Source organism: Salinimicrobium sp. TIG7-5_MAKvit, from assembly GCF_049569215.1.
In the GTDB taxonomy this organism is placed as follows: domain Bacteria; phylum Bacteroidota; class Bacteroidia; order Flavobacteriales; family Flavobacteriaceae; genus Salinimicrobium; species Salinimicrobium profundisediminis.
On the sequence record NZ_CP145903.1, the window covers coordinates 2,811,185 to 2,830,042 of the forward strand.

Here is an 18,858-nt window from a genome sequence, read left to right on the forward strand (position 1 = left end):
GGATGCTCACGATGATGCTTGGCAGATTGCCACGTTCGTCCTGCGGACTCTCTCGCAATGACGGTTCGCGAGGAACACCGTCATTGCGAGCGTAGCAACGTAATCTGAACAAGGATATCTCAATACTTATTAGGACCTCCTCACCATTGCCTCATAAAATTTAATGTTCTCCTTCACCACCACCTCAGATGAAAACTTCTCCAAAACCCGTTCCCGGGCTGCTTTTCCCATTTGCTGTGCCAGGGCAGGATCATTTAAAAGTTCCAGAACTTTTTTAGCATATAATTCATGATCTTTAGGATCAACAGTAAAACCTGTCTCGGCATCCAGCATTACCTCATGTGCCCACCCAATATCTGATGTCACTACGGCTTTCTCCATTGCCATAGCTTCGATCCAGGTCATGGGCAGAGCTTCCGCGAAGGAGGGAAGAACCACTACCTGCGCTTTAGCAATCTCTTCCAGAATGGCGTCATACGGCAGGCTTCCCAGCCATTTCACCCTTTTTGCTGCTGCCGGACTGAGTTGTTTCTCCATTAATTTTCTTGTAGGCCTCCCTGCACTGATATCCCGTACATCCTTCCCTGCCAGTCGGAACTTTGCTGCAGGCATTTTCTCCACGATCCTGTTAAAGATTTCGGGCAGCTCAAGTACCCCTTTTTTTCTAATGAGACTTCCAAAGTAAAGAACACTTCCAGTTTGCATCTTCTCCTGCTGCGGAAAAAAACGTTTTACATCTATGGAATTGTGGATTGTTTTTATCTCTTTTTTCAGCTTAAAGATCTTCCGGGTTTCTTCTGCTGTAAAGTTGCTTACAGATAATAAATGGTCTGCTCCCTGCAGCGCCAGTTTCTCAAACCAGAAATTTTTTTGCTTCTGTTTTCTATTTTCCATCTTACAGAAATAGGCATCAGTGCCATTCATTCTTATTACCAAAGGGCAGCGCAATTTCATAAAAGCGGTAATTCCTGTCCAGTCCGGTGCTTCTATGGTGTCTATTCTGTCTACCGCAATATGTTTGTTGAGGTAATTCTGAAGGAATTTCCGGTGCAGGTACCATCCAAACATGTTGAAGCTCCTATGCTTGATAAAATGAAATTTTATCCCATTTTCGCTAAAGATGTCATCCTCCTGCTGGTTATAAATGAAAATGGAAACTTTGATCCCATTTTCTACAAGGGCTGTGGCCATGTTCTTTATGCTGGTGCCGAGTCCTGCGGCAGGACCGGAACGGGGATGAGGATATTCGGGAGTAAGGAAGCCTATATGCATAATCCGTTATCAGTTCTCAGTTGTGAGTTGTCATTGCGAGCCTGCCTGTCGGTAGACAGGCGGAGCGTGGCAATTCGTCAGTCGTTTCCGCCATTGCTAATTGAAATAATCCTCTCAATCTCCTCCCAAATTCTCTGCGAAGCCTCCTGCGGCGGATGCAGATTTATTTTCTGAAACCATTTTTTAGTTTCCTCAAGATCCTCCGGGGTGGCCGAAAGTACAAGTTTTAATTTCTCAGCGATTTCCTCTTTGGAATTCAACCAGAAAACGGCATTTTTGGAAGGCATAGATCTGAAGTGGATAAAGTTATAGACCTTTTCTACAGACCAGTCTTTGCTTTTCCCTGAATTCACATTGTAATTTATATAAAGGCAGGGCTTCTCAAAAGCCACATAATCAAAGACCATGGAAGATGCCAGGTTTATCACCGCTTTAGTGTGGAGAATAGTATTTATTTGTAGTTCAACATCTTTTTGGGTGGGGAGAATGTTGGTCCACCCGCTGCTGTATTCTTTCCACTTTGGATCCAGTGGAACTATTATATCTTCAAATTCTTTTAATATTGGGTCATAGCGATCTGAATGATCTACTGGATTTCTTCTGAAGATGATCCCGAGGTTATAATTTTTTTGGTTTAACACCTGTACTGCCCCGGCTACATCTTCTAAATATTGAGGATCATAAGGGCTGGTGGTAACATCATCTCCGCTGAAACAAATATATTCTTTGTCTTCATCCAATCCATTTTCTTTGAAGAATTCTGCTCTTGTTCTTCGAAGTGTAGGATCAAAATGTGGCTCAAATTGCGGGCTGCCGGTAATACTAATTTGATCATTCCGGATAAATGGGTAATATTTAATTAGTTCCCTTTGCATATGTTCACTCCACACAAAATAATAACCGGGTTCGATGACCATTGTTGCTTTAGGTAAATTGTCCCAGGAGAAGATAAAAGTTCCGGTCTTAATTCCCAGGTCTTTAGCTGCAGTTAAAGGTGCAATGGCCGTGACGGGACGCTGATTGGTGCAAAAAATAAAGTCAGGTTTTTCTTTTTTAAGCACTTCAAGACAATCCCTGTAATAATTTCCTTTTTTTTCAGAGGCCTGCATTCCTTTGCGTAAACCCCGGAGTCCATTTTCGCTGCTATTGTAAAAAACATAGTGCGAAACCAGCATATTTTTTACCTTCTCCTTAATACGTTTTGAAGGATTACGAAACTTATAACTTTGATAGACGGGATCATTAAATTTCCTTGTAAAAAGATCCAGCTCTGCCGTTATTTTTGCCCGCTTAAGCAGATCGGTCTTTGCACGGGGTCTTCCCTGTAGTTTTATCTCCCTGTACCCCATTTTCTCCAGATCAAATGAAGTGGCATTCCAGAATACTACCTCCCACCCCATCTTCTTTCCAAGCCCGGCAAAGGAGGTAAAAGCAAAATTTTTAAGGCCAATCCCATCAGGGAGAAGGATAAAGATCTTTTTTAGCTTCAAGTAAGGTTGTTTGGTGTCAAATATAGCGAAAACAGTTTTCTGTTTAGGGTTCTCAGTTTTCTGTTGTACTTTCCCCAAGAATATTAACTTGACAAATTTAACAGGAATAAACCAATAGATCATCTTCAATCATGTCCCCGACCGACAACCGACAACCGATACCGGACAAGCTACAATCAATAAACGGCAAACGGCAAACAGAGAACACCAAACCCATTCCTCTATTCTTTTGGAGTGAAAGAAAATTTGCTTCCAAGGAAAAGGAGAATTATGGAGATCTGCTTTCCAATTACATTGTGGAGAAAATATCCGGAAGACCTGTAAAGTGGGTTCATCCCAAAAAACAGTCCTGGTACAAATGGAATAAGAGGAATTATCTGGTAATTGGAAGTATTCTTCATCATGCCACTAAAGATAGTATTGTATGGGGCAGTGGGATCATAGATCAAAAGCATAAGATTGCAAAAGCCGATTTTAGGGCAGTAAGAGGACCAAGAACAAGAGAATATCTCTTAAACCTTGGTTATAAATGTCCTGAGGTCTTTGGGGATCCTGCTCTATTGTTACCCAGGTACCTTTCTCCCCAAAAGAAAAAGAAATGGAGGATAGGCTTTATTCCGCATTACCTGGATTTCAAAGAAGTAAAAGAAGCCTATCGCTATGAGGAAGATATTACGGTCATTGACATGATGACCCTGGATGTGGAAGCAGTTACTAAACAAATCACAGAGTGCCAGTTAACGATCTCCTCCTCCCTGCATGGTTTAATTATTTCCCATGCGTATAACATTCCTTCTGTGTGGGTAGAATTTTCGGGAAAGCTTTTTGGAAATGGAATCTAATTTATTGATTACTTTGAATCTGTAGCTCTTGAAAATACGACTCCCAAAAAGCTGGAAATCAAAAAAAGTATAGAAGAACTGGAGGTTCTTGGAAAATGTGATGCGACCATACCCACTGGAAATAAAATAAAAGAATTGCAGGAGGGTTTGTTAAATTCGTTTCCTCTGGAGATCATGAACTCCGGTTTTAATGAATGATATTGAATAGATATGAACTTAAAGAAAAGATTCAAATTACTTCTTCTGAATAAGATCTATTCACAACCCTCAAAAGAAGACCTTCTTACTTTAATAGGTCAGTTACATCCTGTGGGAACAAACAGGAATTTAATAAGAATAGGAGGAGAAAGCGACGGTGGCTATTTGGTCCCTGATGATCTTAACGGATTAGAAGCTTGTTTTTCCCCGGGAGTGGGCGGTAAAAGTAAGTTTGAACGGGAATGTGCCGATATGGGAATGGAAATTTTCATGGCTGATGCCTCTGTGGATGGTCCTGCTTTTGAAGATCCACGTTTTAATTTTCAGAAGAAATTTATTGGTGGTCGACAAAAGGGTAATTTCATGACCCTGGAAACCTGGATAAATGGGTCAGAAGTGCGGGAGGAGGCAGATCTTTTGTTACAAATGGATATTGAAGGATTTGAATATGAAGTTCTAAATGCTACCTCTATTCAGACCCTGAAGCGTTTCCGGATCATAATTATCGAATTTCATTTATTAGATAACCTGGAAATGCCGTGGTATTATCAAAGGTCTAAAAGAGCCTTTGAGAAACTGCTTGTTAATCATACCTGTGTACACATCCATCCAAACAATTCGTGTGGGATAACCAAAATCAAAGGAGTAGAGGTGCCGGGAATTGCAGAGTTCACTTTCCTTAGAAAAGACAGGATAAAAGAGAAAAGAAAAATAGAGTCATTACCTCATCCTCTGGATCGCGATAGTGTGGCTGCCGAATCTATAGACCTACCCAAAATATGGTATACATAAATGCTCATCTCAGTTATACATTTTTATATATTGCTGTTATAATATTTCAGTGGCTCTCTTAAAATTACTCCACTTCAAAGCTAAAAATTTAAGAGGCAAAAATTCGGCTATCAAAAATTATGAGTAAAGAAGACGAAAATCAAAAAAAGAACAGAGAGCATTATGAGAAGTTGTATGCTAATTACAACATCCGGAATATCTTGTCCTGGATAAACAATCTCGATGCTTTCCTTGCTTCTGCCACTACTACAGATACCAGCTGGTTTGCCATGTATCAAAGAAATTTTCGTAAAAGAATAAAAGGGAAAAGAGTGCTTGAAATGGGATGCGGGGATTGTGTTAATGCTGCAGTGATGGCTGCCCTGGGCGCAGAGGTATTTGCAAATGATATTGCTGCGGCCAGTGGTGAGATCGTAAAAAAATTAAATGCAAGCTATGATTTTAAATATCCAATAGTCTTTGTGGAAGGGGATTTTCTAAAGAACAAGCTGCCTTCAGCTTCCTTTGATTTTGTGGTAGGTAAGGCCTTTTTACATCATCTTACATTACCGGTGGAAAAATTATTTTTAAAAGAAACGGCCCGGCTTTTAACTTCCGAAGGGGAAGCCCGTTTTTTTGAACCTGCTGTTAATTCTCAGATACTGGACGCCCTGCGATGGCATATCCCGGTAAAGGGCCGACCCTCCAAATTTCACAGAACGGCTTTCAATAAGTGGAAAGAAAATGATCCGCACCCCGACCGCACCTTTAGTTCAAAGCATTTTGAAAAGGCAGGAAGAGAATTCTTTAAGGAGGTGGAGACTATTCCGGTGGGAACTTTGGAGCGATTTAGCAGATTTATGCAGGGCGGTAAAACAAGAAATAAATATCGGAGGTGGGCTTTAAATTTTGAAAAACAGCTACCTTCTTCTTGGAATAAACCTCTGACACGGAGCCAGCTGATCCTATATAAAAACCCTAAATAAATTTTTTGGGGTCTTTAAGGTAAAAGTCCTGTCCTGTTAAAAACAAAGTTGTTGAAAAAAGCTTTGATCTTAATCAGTATTTTAGCTCTTAAGAAAAGCTGTGTCCTCGGAAAAACCTCATTTCTTCAATGGAATTACACACCCGTATTTATCAAAAGGAAAATAACCTTAGTCCCTGGAAAGTTTTAAAGGAGAGCCTCCAGGACATTTATAATTCCAGGTTTCTTGCCAGGCAATTGGCGGAGAGGGATATCAGAGCCCAGTACAGGCAATCCTATCTGGGAATAATTTGGGCCTTCATAACCCCCCTTTTTACTGCGGCAGTGTGGATTTTTCTCACATTGTCTGGTACTATAGAGGTTACGGAAACAGGAATTCCATATCCGCTTTTTGTGTTTTCGGGAACCCTGTTATGGTCTATACTCACGGAGTCCATTAATTCTCCTTCCCGAAGTACCAATGGCGCCAGGGGCTTGTTAAGTAAGATAAATTTTCCAAAGGAGGCCTTGGTCATTTCAGGAATTTACAAGCTGCTTTTTAACAGTGCGGTGAAAATTGTACTCTTAGTTGTATTTGTTTTCCTGTTTGGGATTGGTTTTCACTGGAGTTTGTTGTTCCTGCCTTTTGTTATCATAGGTGCAATTTTAGTAGGAACAACTATAGGTCTTTACATCACTCCTGTTTCCATGCTTTATAATGACATTGCCAAAATAATCTCGATTGGTCTAACCTTTCTTATGTATATAACCCCGGTGGTTTATGCAATTCCCCGCGAAGGGATTATGAGGACACTCATGGAGATCAATCCCTTTACGCCTATTATCCTTACCAGCAGAAATATTCTTACCGGTAGCAGTCCGGAATATTCACTTTATTATTTTTTGGTAATTGTAGTATGTATTCCACTTTTTCTCCTGGGTCTTGTGATCTACCGGATTTCTATCCCTATTATTGTAGAACGAATGAGTGCGTAAGTTATGGAAGAAAAGGAAGTATTGGTAAAAGCAGAAGGCCTGTCCAAAAAATTCTGTAAAGACCTTAAGACCAGCTTGTGGTATGGAGTGCAGGATCTGTTTACCAATCTTGGAGGTAACAATAAGGAACGCTTACTTAGAGACCATGAGTTTTGGGCAGTAAAAGATATCAATTTTGAATTGAGACGGGGGGAATGCCTGGGCCTAATTGGCCATAATGGTGCCGGCAAATCCACTCTTCTTAAGGTTCTCAATGGATTGATAAAGCCCGATGCGGGTAAGGTCACCATCAAGGGCCGGGTGGGAGCCCTTATAGAGTTGGGTGCCGGTTTTAACCCGATCCTTAGTGGCAGGGAAAACATATATAATAACGGAGCAGTGCTGGGTTTTTCCCGGCAGGAGATTCACGAGAAACTTGAGGAGATCATTCAGTTTGCCGAGCTACAGGAATTTATTGATATGCCGGTGCAAAATTACAGCAGCGGGATGAAGGTGCGGCTTGGTTTTGCCGTAGCTGCCCAGATGAAACCCGATGTGCTGCTTATTGATGAAGTACTGGCTGTAGGGGATCTGGGGTTTGTGCTGAAATGTTTTAAAACAATTGACCAGATCCTTCCAAATACTGCGATCATTTTTGTTTCCCATAGTATGCCGATGGTTTCACGTATATGTAATCAGATTATATTAATGGAAAAAGGGAATTCTAAATATCAGGGGAAGGACGTTGCGACTGCAATAGATATGTACTACACCCGATTTGCAGATAGTATTAGCAATATCCTCTTTTCTGACGGCAGCATTGAATTCTCTGAAGTTAAAATTTTAAACTCTTTAAAAGTATTTGAAGAAATCCCTCAAATCAACTGGGGACAGGATCTTCAGCTTTACTTTAGATTTAACTTACAAAAGAGCATTGGTATTCCAGAATTTTCAGTCATTATTGTTGATAAAGAAGAACGACCAGTTGCGAGATTTTTGAGCAATTCAAGTATTTCGGAGATTCGAATTGAAAATAATTCTATTCAATTTATTATAACTCATTTTAAAATTCAACTTTCTAAAGGGATTTATAAAATAAATCTCACGGTTAGGGGAGGAGATAACAAAGAACCATTGTTGAGATTAAATAATATTTTATGTTTTCAAGTTCTTCACAATGAAGATGTGTGGGAGCCGTTTTTACTTGATGCTCAATTTGAAAACAATAATATTAAACCGATCATTAGAGAATGATTCCAGTAACCAAAACCTTTTTACCTCCACAGGAAGAGTATCAGGCGGTACTAAGTCGCGCCTGGGATGCCGGGTGGATTACTAATCGTGGGGAATTAGTAAAAGAGTTAGAAGAAAAGCTAAAGTCTTATTTAGAGGTGCCTAACATTATTGCCACAACGAATGGTACGCTTCCCCTTCAAATCGCTATTAAAGCATTAGGTTTAACCGGTGAGATAATCACTACTCCTTTTTCTTATGTTGCCACCACCAGTAGTATAGTCTGGGAAAATTGTAAACCTGTATTTGTTGATATTCATCCAGATTATTTTACCATTGATGAGTCCCGTATTGAAGCCGCAATTACCGAGAGTACGTCTGGTATTTTAGCAACTCATGTTTTTGGTAATCCATGCAATGTAGAAGCAATAGAAAAAATTGCAAACAAACATAATTTAAAGGTGATTTATGATGGTGCCCATAGTTTTGGAGTAACATATAAAGGTTCATCTATATTTAATTTTGGAGACGTAAGCACCTGCAGTTTTCATGCTACTAAAATTTTTCATTCTGGTGAAGGTGGAGCCATATTCTGTTCGGATCCAAACCTTTTCCAAAAACTTTATTTTCACCACAATTTTGGCCATGATGGTCCCGACAAATTCAAAGGTATCGGAATAAATGCTAAAATGAGCGAATTACAAGCGGCTTTGGGATTGACTGTTTTTGCCTATATTGAATCCCTTTTGAATGGGCGAAAAAAAGTTTTTCAATACTATAATGAACACTTGTTTAAAGAGAAAAGACTTCGCCTCTTAAAGATTAGATATGGAGCAAAGTTAAATTACTCTTATTTCCCTATCATCTTCGAAAACGAAGAAGTTTGTCTCAAAGTGAAATTAAGATTAGAGTACAATGAAATTTTCCCCCGAAGATATTTTTACCCCTCCTTAAATTTAATGGAATATGCAGTAGGAGGTAGCTGCCCTATTGCTGAAAGTTATTCCTCACAAATTTTATGTCTTCCGGTGTACCAGGATTTATCTGTTGAATCTCAAGAGATCATTATTGCGATTATAAAGGAGGTGCTAAATGAATAATATTCCTTCATTTTTCATCATGTCGAATCCCCGAAGTGGTTCTTCCCTTTTGCGGGTGATCTGTGAAGCACATTCCGAGGTTACTGTTCCACCTGAATGCGGTTTCATTGAGTGGTGGTATAATAAATACAAAGACTGGAGGATAGAAGATATTAAAACGACAAGATTTAATGAATTCTGTATCGATTTGGCATCTTCGAGGAAATTTGAAACCTGGAAATTTGATTTTCCTGCTTTTGTAAATCTGGTAAATAAATGCCTGCCAAGAGATTATAGTGAATTATCTGCACTTGTTCATATTACTTTTGGCCTTCAAAAAAATAAGAATCTGAAAGTTTGGGGAGATAAAAATAATTATTACATCCACCATATTGGCCTTTTACTTAAACTGTATCCAAATACGAAATTTATATTTATTGTAAGGGATGGGCGGGACGTGGCAGCGTCTTATATTGCTCTTAAAAAATTAAATTCCAAAAGCCCGTATGTACCGAATCTACCGATGGGAATCGCAGATATAGCACATCAATGGAATTATAACAATATAGAAATCTTTAAAAGCCTATCCATTCTTGGAAAGCAAAGAGTTCTTTATTTGCGATACGAGGATTTAATTTTAGATTTAAAGAATTCTTGTAAATCTATTTGTTTGTTTTTAAATGTTGAATTTAAACCTTCGATGTTGGAATATTTTAAGCAGGACCTGGAACCTAAAGAAACTTTAGATTGGAAAATGAAAACCCTGACTAAGCCTGACAAATTAGCTATAGGAAAATATAAGAAGGAATTGAAAAGAGAGGAAATTGAGGTTTTTAATTCAATAGCAAAGGAAAGTCTGAAAAGGTTCAAATATGAGTTCTAGTTCAAACCATCCGGATCCTATTTTTTTGAGCGTGCGGTTGATGACCTATAACCATGGCAAATTTATTGAAGATGCTTTATTAAGTATTGATACTCAAAAGACAAAGTTTAGGTTTGAATTAGTAATAGGGGATGATTTTTCCACAGATGATACAATTGAGAAGATTCAAAACTATAAATTTACCAATCCTAATTTGAAGGTTACTTTACTCGACCGGAATTACGGGGATTTCTATTTCGAGCAGAGAAAGAAAAAAGGGAGACTTTTTAACTTTACTAATATAATTGAACATTGTACAGGGAAGTACATTGCATTACTAGATGGTGATGATTTTTGGAGTGACACCTTCAAACTCCAACAACAAGTGGATATCCTGGAGTTAAATAGTGAAATTTCTCTTAGTTTCCATAATGTTTATGTTGAAAATCATAGAATAAAACCAATAAAGAGGCAACCTATGCATAAATCTTTAGGTAAGGAATTGTTTACCACTAAAGATTTATTAAGGCCTTGCTTTATTCATACTTCCTCAATAGTGTATAGAAATTTCCCGGATTTCGTGTTTCCGGATTGGTTTTACAAGTGTGATAGTGGGGATATTCCTTTAATTTTATTACTTTCTCTAAGGGGAAATTTCTCATATATTAAAAATATTATGAGTGTCTACAGGCGTTTTGATACCGGAGTTTCTGCTTCCCACACAGGTTACAAAAAAATCTTTGCCATGGCATATCTTTATCATAATTTCAATTGGTATACAGATTTTGAGTATGATGAAAAAATTTCCCAGGCTTTAAAAGAAGAGGTGCAAGGGCATTTACCCGAGATTCACGAGCTGCGCAGGCTGAAGCGGAGTAAGAAAGTCAAGGTTTTTAAATTTTTAAAAAGTAAGTGGATGACTTATATCCTTAGGTCTGACTAGGTTATGAAATTCTCCAAAAAAAATAGTGCCCGGCCTCTTTTGAGCATTCGTTTGATGACCTACAATCATTTCAATTATATTGAGGAAGCATTGAAAGGAATAGATATCCAAATAACCAAATTTACTTTTGAAGTAGTAGTTGGAGATGATTTTTCGACAGATGGCACGCTTGATAAAATTAAAAATTATCAATTTTTAAATCAAAATTTGCAACTGAAAATCTTAAAGCGAAAAATCGGAGATAACTATTGGAAATCCCGACAGCAGAAGGGTAGATTATATAATTTTCAAAATATAATTGAAAATTGTAAGGGGAAGTACATTGCTCTACTTGACGGAGATGATTACTGGACTGATCCTTTGAAATTACAAAAACAGGTAGATTTTTTAGAAGCAAATCCAGAATTTATACTCTGTTTTACTAATAACAAAATTCTTGGAGAAAATTTAGAAATAGCAAAAGAAGCTGCTGTTAATCACTCTAGAAGTGTTTTTACTCACAACGATATGCCTTTATTTGCCCCTACATCAACTCGTGTTTTTAGAAATGCCTATTTGAAAGGTTTTGACATGAAAGACTCACCTGGTGGAGATACCTTTCTGCTCATATGGCAATCTAAATTTGGGAAGATAAAGTTCTTGAATGAAGTTACTTCAGTCTATAGATCCCATGCAGGTGGTATTTATAGTTCGAAATCATTTGAAGAACAGATAATACATTTAATATATACCCGGATTGCCGTAATTAAAATACTTGAACCTTCCCAGTTATTAAAATTTTATTCTATTATCTTCAAATTGATTTTGGAACTCAAAGAGAATAATGCTGGATATAGAAAAATTTATAAATGTCTGAGAGATTTTAACTCTGCACACAGAAAGACCAAAAAAGCATTTACAGTTAAAGAAAGAATTCTAATTCGTAAGTTATTTTTAATTTTTTTTGTTCCAAAATCGCATAAATGGAAGGTTGTAAGAAAATTGAGTAATCCATTATTGGCGGAGTTATATTGAATTCTTTGATGTCTTTAGGTTCTTTTTGAAAATAAACAGAGAAGAGAGAGACTAAGGTGAAAGAAATATGAGTAGAATAAAAGCACTAGCTGTATTAGTCAATTATGGAGAAGAACAGTTAGAATTCTTAGAAGCTGTAGTTGATCATCTTAAAAGTTTTAGGAAATACGAGGTAACAATCGTTGTCCAGAGTAATATTAATATTAATATTTCTAATATTGATGAAGTTAATATACTATCTATGGAGAATTTTCAATATCTCCCTTTGACCTGTAGAAAAATTATTTGGGAGAAGAGAAATCAATATCAATTATTTATATATGGAGAGAATGATCATCTTTTCAAAGAAGTTCATTTGGATAAACATATTGAATACTCGAAAATACTTCCGTCTGATAGAATTTCGGGATTATTACAGTATGAAGAGAATGACCATGGTCGTTATTATCCTGCCTATCATGATGACTTCGATTGGGACTATAAGTCTGTAGAGGTATATGAAGGAAAAAAATTTGGACATTTTACAAATCTTCATCAAGCTTCCTTTATTCTAACTAAATCACAACTGATAAAATGTGGGAAATCCTTTGATTTTACCGCATTAGTTAAAGAAAAAGATAAGTTGAACTTTACAGAGCGTTTAGTAAAAAGGATCAAGATAAAAACAGGGCAAAAACCTCTAGAACGACTAAACAAGTATAGTGTTAAATGTAAAGTTAACACAGATATTTATAAATATGGCGGAATGAAAAAGTTAATCTGTATAACCGATATTGAGGATAATCTTATACATCATTTGCCTAACTTATATATTAATGGGGAAAAAGGGCGAAGGAAATTACGATCATCTGAAGACAGAATGTCATTAGCCTTAACTAAATTGGAAAAAGCGAAAGTTCGCCGAAGTGATTTTTTCTTCTTGAGAAAGAAGTTTGAAAAAATTTTTGATTTCTTTAATTGATTTAAGCTCAAAGTTTCCTTTAAGAAGAAATAAACCGATTAAGTTAGAAAAAAATTTAAGGATTTTGCTATAAATGAGGTACAGTACAAATTCAAGACTTCCTTATTCTTGGCTTTAATCATTAGTAGTAAGTTAGGAGATGATTAAAGGGTGCTAATTTCCATCCTGATCGTTTCGCGTGATAGGAAAATGTTAAGAATCTGCTTTAAAATCAATAATGAAGATGCTGGCCATTGTCATACCCTTTTATAAAATTAAATTTTTCGAAGAAACTATTGCTTCTTTGGAGAAGCAGACCAACGACAATTTCAATGTTTATATTGGAAATGATAATTCCCCGGAGGACCCTGAGGAAATTATTGACTCCTTCAGAAAGGACCTTGATATAACTTATAAAAAATTCCGGGATAATTTAGGTGGTAATTCCCTTTCGGCCCACTGGGAACGTTGTATTGAGATGACGGGGGAGGAGGAATGGATCATGGTCCTTGGGGATGATGATGTTTTGCAGGATAATGTTATTTCTTCCTGGTATGATCATCTGGACCTGTTCATTTCAAAGACAAACCTGGTCCGCTTCTCTTCCAAATTAATTTCAGGGACAGGTGAAGAGATCTCGGGTAATTTTCATCACCCCACCTGGGAAACCGCTCCCGATGCTTATTTTAGAAAACACCAGAATATAACCCGTAGTTCTCTCCCCGAATATATTTTTTCAAAAGAAGCTTTTCAAAAGCAGGGATTCCATGATTTCCCATTGGCCTGGCATAGTGATGACAGGGCATGGCTGGAATTTGCCGGGAATTTGCCCATTTATACAATTAATGAAGCCACTGTTTTAATTAGGGTTTCTCCTGCCAGTATCTCGGGGAATAATGAAAATGTTCATCAAAAGACCCAGGCAACCAAAGAATTTTTGGAATACCTCATCCTAAAAAAGTTATCGGTCTTTACCCGGGAGCAGGCTTTTATTCTTATCAGGAGTTATGAGAACTTCCTGGAAAAGAATGATAAGAATACGTTTAGAGAGAGGTTACTCTTACTTTTTATTTATTTAAAAAACTATGAAAGCAGGTCTTTCAAAACATTTTTAAAGAGAAGTCTCAAGAGTCTTATGAAACCTCACCAAAAAAAATAAAATTTCCTATACCTTGGGGCCATGAATGATCCTTTAGTTTCTGTAGTAGTTCCATGCTTTAGGCAAGGGCAATTTCTCCCTGAGGCTCTGCAATCTGTATTGGATCAAACCTACCACAACTGGGAATGCATTGTAGTCAATGACGGAAGCTCCGATAACACCGAACAAGTGGCTGCAGCATGGATTAAGAAAGATAAAAGATTTAAATATTTGTATCAGGATAATTCTGGCGTTAGCAGTGCGCGAAATTCTGGTATAGCTCATTCGAAAGGTGAGTATATATTGCCACTTGATGCAGATGACAAAATTGCGCCGGAATACATTGAGAAAGCTGTAGAGGCTTTTCTTATTTCACCGGACCTAACCCTGGTATATTGTGAGGCCGAAAAATTCGATGAGGAATCAGGAAAATGGAATTTAGCTCCATTTTCCTTACATACTATGAGCAGAAAAAATGTAATTTTTTGTTCTGCTTTATACAAAAAGAAGGATTGGGAAAGAGTTTGCGGTTATGATATAAATATGTCAAAGGGAATAGAAGACTGGGAATTCTGGATAGCCCTTCTAAAGCATGGAGGAATGGTAAAACAGCTCAATTTTACCGGTTTCTATTATAGAATTAGAAATAATTCCCGAACTGCCCTGGTAGAAAAGAATGGGATAATCGATATGTATGAATACATGACGGTAAAACATCCGGATTTTTTTGTTGGGCAGTACGGATCTTTCATAGAAATGGAAAGGAATATGCTCAACTACAGGAAAGAAGTGGATTTGCAATTAAAAAGTGAAAAGTTTGTTGTCGACCTCTTTTGCAAAAGATTCTTTGGATTTACCATTTTTGGCAGGTTAGATAGTATTAAAAATTTGCAAGAGAAGAAGAGAAATGTCAAATAGGAAGATTGAATTTCTGGCTTACTACCTTCCACAGTATCATCCTATTCCCGAGAATGACAAGTGGTGGGGGAAAGGTTTTACAGAGTGGACAAATGTAGTAAAAGCGAAACCTCTCTTTAAAGGGCATGAGCAGCCTAAATTGCCGTCAAACCTGGGGTTCTATGATCTTCGGTTAGCAGAAGCCAGAGCTGCTCAAGCCAAATTAGCAAAGGAGAATGGGATAGACGGATTTATTTATTATCAATACTGGTTTGGCAATGGTAAAATGTTACTGGAGAGACCTGCCGAGGAAATGTTGCGTGACAGGGAGCCGGATTTCCCTTTTTGTTTCTGCTGGGCCAATGAGACCTGGAAAGGAATATGGCACGGGGTAGATAACCCGGAGGTGTTGATAGAGCAGACTTATAACGGGGAAAATGGTTACAGACAATATTTTACCTATTTACTACCTTTTTTCAAAGATTCCAGGTACATAAAAGTAGATAGTAAACCCATGTTCCATATCTACAGAGTAGAGGATATTCCCGATTTTGATAATTTTTCCAAAATATTTAATGAAGAGGCAAGAAAAAATGGTTTTAAGGGAATTTATATTATTTCTACCATAGTTGCAGATGTTGAAAAAATCGTGGCAAGAGATGATATTGATGGGCAGGTGGGTCTTGATATATTCCACCGCATGCGGTATAACCAGGATCTTCTCTTTCCGAAAAATAAATTCTTTACAAAACTGGAAAGGAAAATAAAGAAGAAAATCGGTCATACCAATAAAATTGGGGAAAGACAAAAGCCGCTTATTTTTGATTATAAGAAAGGGGTTTCTAAATTAAATGTGGAGTTCCCGCACAAGAAGTATATTTCCTGTGTTTTCCCTAACTGGGATAATTCTCCGCGGAGTGGAAAAAAATCCCTGATCTTTAAGAATTCCAATCCCAATGCCTGGCAGGAGCATTTACAAGTGGCGGTTGATGAGCTTGTGAAAAATCCCAGGAATCCTCCCTTTGTTTTTATTAAGTCCTGGAATGAGTGGGCAGAAGGTAATTATCTGGAACCCGACACAAGGTACGGGATGCAATGGCTTGAAGCGGTAGCAAATGTTAAGAAAAAACTGGAAGAGCAAAAGAATCAATAAATTGTGCTCTGATTTAATTTGGAACTCAATGTCGGGATCAACAATTCTTCGACTCTTTTAAAAATATTCCATGGAAAGTTCTCCGTTAGTATCCATAGTAATTCCCTGTTATAATGATGAGAAGTTTGTTGAGGAGGCTGTGTTTTCTGCATTGAACCAAACATACTTAAATAAAGAGATAATTGTTGTGGATGATGGCTCAAACAAGGAAACAAAAATAGTCCTTGAAAAATTACGGCCTTCCCTCAATGATCTTATTTTTCAGGAGAATAAGGGTCAGAGTGCAGCCAGAAACCGGGGAATTATTGCTTCAAATGGAAATTTGATTTCCATGTTGGACAGTGATGATTACCTGGACCCTACATTTTGTGAAAAGGCTGTAAAGATTTTTGAAACTGAAAAGGAAGCAAAAATTGTAAGCTGTTATGCCAGAAGGTTTAATACTAATGGCGAAATAGATATTTTTAAAACCCCCGGCGGAAGACTTGCAGATTTTTTACTGGAGAATTATGCTTTGGGCACTTCTATGTTCAGGAAGGACCAGGCTCTCAAAGCAGGTCTTTATGATGAAGAGATGAACAGGGGTTTTGAGGACTGGGAATTTTTTATAAGGTTGCTCAGGGATGGAGGTGAAGCTTTTGTCATACCCGAGCCACTCTACTATTACAGGATAAGGAATGATTCCACTTCAGCGAGAGCAAGAGAGAGAAAAAAGGAACTACTCCAATATATATATATTAAGCATAAAGAACTATATCTACAGCATTATGAATCTTTTATTCCATTTCTGCTTGGCCGAATTGAGAAGGAGGAAAAAGAGAAGGTGAAAAATACCAAACGGTTGGAATACAGAATTGGGCAAAGGGTCCTGAAGCCTTTAAGAAAAATCAAATCTTTTTTTAGTTAGTGAAAAAGTTAGACGACCCTCAGGTCAGCATAATAATGGCAACTTATAACCGGGCTCATCTAATAGGTGAGAGCATAGAGGCTATTATAAATCAATCTTTTAAAAACTGGGAGTGCCTGGTGATAGATGATGGTTCTATAGATGAAACAACGGAAATAATCAAATCCTTTACAGTGGCCGATAAAAGGATAAAGTACTTTATGAGACCGGGAAAATATAAAAAGGGTCTTCCCGGCTGTCGTAATTATGGTTTGGACATGGCTGAAGGAGAGTACATTATATTTTTTGATGATGATGATATAGCCCATCCCCACAATTTAAAGATTTGTGTAGCTGAGCTGGCGGATAGGAATGTTTCCTATTGCAGGTATTTGAAAGATGTTTTCCGGGGAGATTTCAACGTGGGATTCGATCGTGGATTAAGCTTTTCAAAAAAGATACTGGACATACGGGATTTGGAAGAAGTTGTAATGGGCACACTTCCATTCAATTCCTGCCAGGTAATGTGGCGAAGGGAATGTTTTAATAATAATTACTTTAACGAAGAGTTAATGTACGCCGAGGAATGGGAGTGTTACTTAAGAATTCTTCTTAAAGAAGTCAAAGGAGTTTCTGTGAACAAGGTGCTTTTTTATGGCAGAAAACACCTTAATTCAAATACAGGTGAATTTTATACAAATGATCCTGTGCGAAGAAGGTCTTATAGTAAGGCAGTAAAGCTTGTAATTGAAAACCTGAAGAAGAATGATCTACTTAGTGCAAAATTAAAGCAATACTTCATAAGGATGGGATTCTTCTTTAAAGATTATTCTATTATTAGGTATACCCTGGAAGCAATTGACTCTTCTACCATTGAAAAATCCAAATACAGGCTGGGTTTTGTGTTTTACCCCCTGTTAAAGAGGTATTTTAATTTTGTCCATGATCTAAAGAAAAGAACAAAAAAATGAAGTTTCTTGTAATTGCTCAGGATTTAAAAACTTCCGGAACCAGCGAAGGGATCGTTTCGCGTTCTTTTCTCGGAAAATTAAGGAGGACTTATCCTGAAGCAATTATCAGGGTTGTTTACCTAAGGAACACTGAAAGTGAAGATCAGCTGGAGTTATTGCCTGTAGATTCCATTGAAAAGTTGGGTGTAAAAAGATCTCCCCCAAAGTATATCAAAGCATTGAACAGAATTTACTGGAGGGTCTTTAATAATTCCCTTAATGACCAGTACCTGTTAAGTCAATATCGACACCATATAAAGAGAATTAATTGGACTGAATATAATCATATCTTTATAAGAAGTGCAGGGAATAATTATGAGACCATACTGGCCTGTTTGAACCTGCCTATATTAAAAAATGCTATAATAAATTTTCATGATCCTTATCCTCAATTTTTAGATCCCGGTTCATATCATCCTCCTTCAAAACTGGAGTTGAACAGGCAAAAAAGGATGCACAAAGTAGTGCTGCAGGCAAAAACCTGTATTACGCCTTCTCAATTCCTGTCTCAAGACATGGAATTTTTTTATGGCTCCAGCAAAAAGTTTTACACCTTGCCCCATCAATTTGATTCGGCGGTATTTAAAAAATTTCCTGCAGAAGAGAAGAAAGAAAGAAAGGGAAAAGTCGTCATCTCTTACCAGGGAGCAGTACAATTGGGACGGAATCTGGATATAGTTTTGGACGCCTATCTGGCCTTACTGGGAAAAAAAGGATCTTATCGGGAAAACACCGAATTCTTACTGAGGATCACGGGTCCTTACAGTAAAGTAATAATTCAGAAATACCAGCAGCATCCTAATCTAATTTTCTTTGATCAGGTTTCATTTTCGAAGTCCTTACATGAAATGAAGTATGAAACGGACGTCTCAATTATCCTGGAGAATTGCGGAGAGCGAAGTAACATATTACCGGGAAAGGTTCCTGTTATAGCCTCCCTTAATAAACCTTTTCTCTGTCTCTCTCCGGCAACAAGTGAACTAAGGAGGTTGGTTCATGAACCTGTTTTTGTGGCCACCTGTGATGACGGGGAAGAAATTATACAGAAACTGGATCATCTCATTAACTCAGTGTTCCAAAAAAAGGAATTTAAGGAAGATCCTTTTAAAGGGTATTTCAATGAAAAAAACTTCAACAACCGACTGAAGGCAATATTAAAGGCTGGAAACAGCTTTTAAACCTTCTTGTTTT

Annotated in this window: 18 protein-coding genes; 16 read left to right on the forward strand and 2 right to left on the reverse strand. The window is 37.5% G+C overall.

Annotated elements, in window-relative coordinates:
* Window positions 1–129: 129 nt before the first annotated feature.
* Both V5739_RS12680 and V5739_RS12685 read right to left on the reverse strand, forming a co-directional pair.
* Window positions 130–1,272, reverse strand: a complete 1,143-nt coding sequence (locus V5739_RS12680) for a glycosyltransferase family 4 protein (protein WP_423818451.1) — start codon at window positions 1,270–1,272, stop codon at window positions 130–132.
* 77 nt (window positions 1,273–1,349) lie between these two features.
* Window positions 1,350–2,762, reverse strand: a complete 1,413-nt coding sequence (locus V5739_RS12685; protein ID WP_423818452.1) for a UDP-glycosyltransferase — start codon at window positions 2,760–2,762, stop codon at window positions 1,350–1,352.
* A gap of 131 nt (window positions 2,763–2,893) precedes the next feature.
* On the opposite strand from V5739_RS12685, the gene V5739_RS12690 reads away from it, so the two are divergent.
* The 16 genes from V5739_RS12690 to V5739_RS12765 all read left to right on the forward strand — a co-directional run bounded on the left by V5739_RS12690 (window position 2,894) and on the right by V5739_RS12765 (window position 18,845).
* The gene (locus tag V5739_RS12690; RefSeq protein WP_423818453.1) at window positions 2,894–3,604 is read left to right on the forward strand and encodes a polysaccharide pyruvyl transferase family protein; all 711 of its coding nucleotides are present in this window, start codon (window positions 2,894–2,896) and stop codon (window positions 3,602–3,604) included.
* A 210-nt stretch (window positions 3,605–3,814) separates the two neighbouring features.
* The gene (locus V5739_RS12695; protein WP_423818454.1) at window positions 3,815–4,594 is read left to right on the forward strand and encodes an FkbM family methyltransferase; all 780 of its coding nucleotides are present in this window, start codon (window positions 3,815–3,817) and stop codon (window positions 4,592–4,594) included.
* Window positions 4,595–4,713: 119 nt separating this feature from the next.
* The gene (locus V5739_RS12700; RefSeq protein WP_423818455.1) at window positions 4,714–5,559 is read left to right on the forward strand and encodes a methyltransferase domain-containing protein; all 846 of its coding nucleotides are present in this window, start codon (window positions 4,714–4,716) and stop codon (window positions 5,557–5,559) included.
* A 128-nt stretch (window positions 5,560–5,687) separates the two neighbouring features.
* Complete coding sequence (locus V5739_RS12705; RefSeq protein ID WP_423818456.1) at window positions 5,688–6,533, forward strand: ABC transporter permease; 846 nt, start codon at window positions 5,688–5,690, stop codon at window positions 6,531–6,533.
* Window positions 6,534–6,536: 3 nt separating this feature from the next.
* Complete coding sequence (locus tag V5739_RS12710) at window positions 6,537–7,766, forward strand: polysaccharide ABC transporter ATP-binding protein (protein WP_423818457.1); 1,230 nt, start codon at window positions 6,537–6,539, stop codon at window positions 7,764–7,766.
* Complete coding sequence (locus V5739_RS12715; protein WP_423818458.1) at window positions 7,763–8,845, forward strand: DegT/DnrJ/EryC1/StrS family aminotransferase; 1,083 nt, start codon at window positions 7,763–7,765, stop codon at window positions 8,843–8,845. The genes V5739_RS12710 and V5739_RS12715 overlap by 4 nt, the downstream gene beginning before the upstream one ends.
* Window positions 8,838–9,707, forward strand: a complete 870-nt coding sequence (locus V5739_RS12720) for a sulfotransferase family protein (protein WP_423818459.1) — start codon at window positions 8,838–8,840, stop codon at window positions 9,705–9,707. The genes V5739_RS12715 and V5739_RS12720 overlap by 8 nt, the downstream gene beginning before the upstream one ends.
* A 40-nt stretch (window positions 9,708–9,747) precedes the next feature.
* A complete protein-coding gene (locus tag V5739_RS12725; protein ID WP_423820477.1) occupies window positions 9,748–10,629 on the forward strand; it encodes a glycosyltransferase family 2 protein in 882 nt (293 codons plus the stop codon).
* Window positions 10,630–10,632: 3 nt separating this feature from the next.
* On the forward strand, window positions 10,633–11,643 hold the full coding sequence (locus V5739_RS12730) for a glycosyltransferase (protein ID WP_423818460.1): 1,011 nt from the start codon (window positions 10,633–10,635) through the stop codon (window positions 11,641–11,643).
* Between the two features lie 67 nt (window positions 11,644–11,710).
* Complete coding sequence (locus V5739_RS12735; RefSeq protein ID WP_423818461.1) at window positions 11,711–12,604, forward strand: hypothetical protein; 894 nt, start codon at window positions 11,711–11,713, stop codon at window positions 12,602–12,604.
* Between the two features lie 217 nt (window positions 12,605–12,821).
* Window positions 12,822–13,742 (forward strand): glycosyltransferase family 2 protein, encoded by a 921-nt coding sequence (locus tag V5739_RS12740; protein ID WP_423818462.1) that lies wholly within the window; start codon window positions 12,822–12,824, stop codon window positions 13,740–13,742.
* A 21-nt stretch (window positions 13,743–13,763) separates the two neighbouring features.
* The gene (locus V5739_RS12745) at window positions 13,764–14,639 is read left to right on the forward strand and encodes a glycosyltransferase family 2 protein (protein WP_423818463.1); all 876 of its coding nucleotides are present in this window, start codon (window positions 13,764–13,766) and stop codon (window positions 14,637–14,639) included.
* Window positions 14,629–15,771, forward strand: coding sequence for a glycoside hydrolase family 99-like domain-containing protein (locus tag V5739_RS12750; protein WP_423818464.1), 1,143 nt, complete (start codon window positions 14,629–14,631; stop codon window positions 15,769–15,771). Before V5739_RS12745 ends, V5739_RS12750 begins: the two co-directional genes overlap by 11 nt.
* 70 nt (window positions 15,772–15,841) lie before the next feature.
* Entirely contained in the window at window positions 15,842–16,678 is an 837-nt protein-coding gene (locus V5739_RS12755) for a glycosyltransferase family 2 protein (RefSeq protein ID WP_423818465.1), read from the forward strand.
* Window positions 16,678–17,628, forward strand: coding sequence for a glycosyltransferase family 2 protein (locus V5739_RS12760; protein WP_423818466.1), 951 nt, complete (start codon window positions 16,678–16,680; stop codon window positions 17,626–17,628). The genes V5739_RS12755 and V5739_RS12760 overlap by 1 nt, the downstream gene beginning before the upstream one ends.
* Entirely contained in the window at window positions 17,625–18,845 is a 1,221-nt protein-coding gene (locus V5739_RS12765) for a hypothetical protein (protein WP_423818467.1), read from the forward strand. Before V5739_RS12760 ends, V5739_RS12765 begins: the two co-directional genes overlap by 4 nt.
* The last annotated feature ends 13 nt before the right edge of the window (window positions 18,846–18,858 follow it).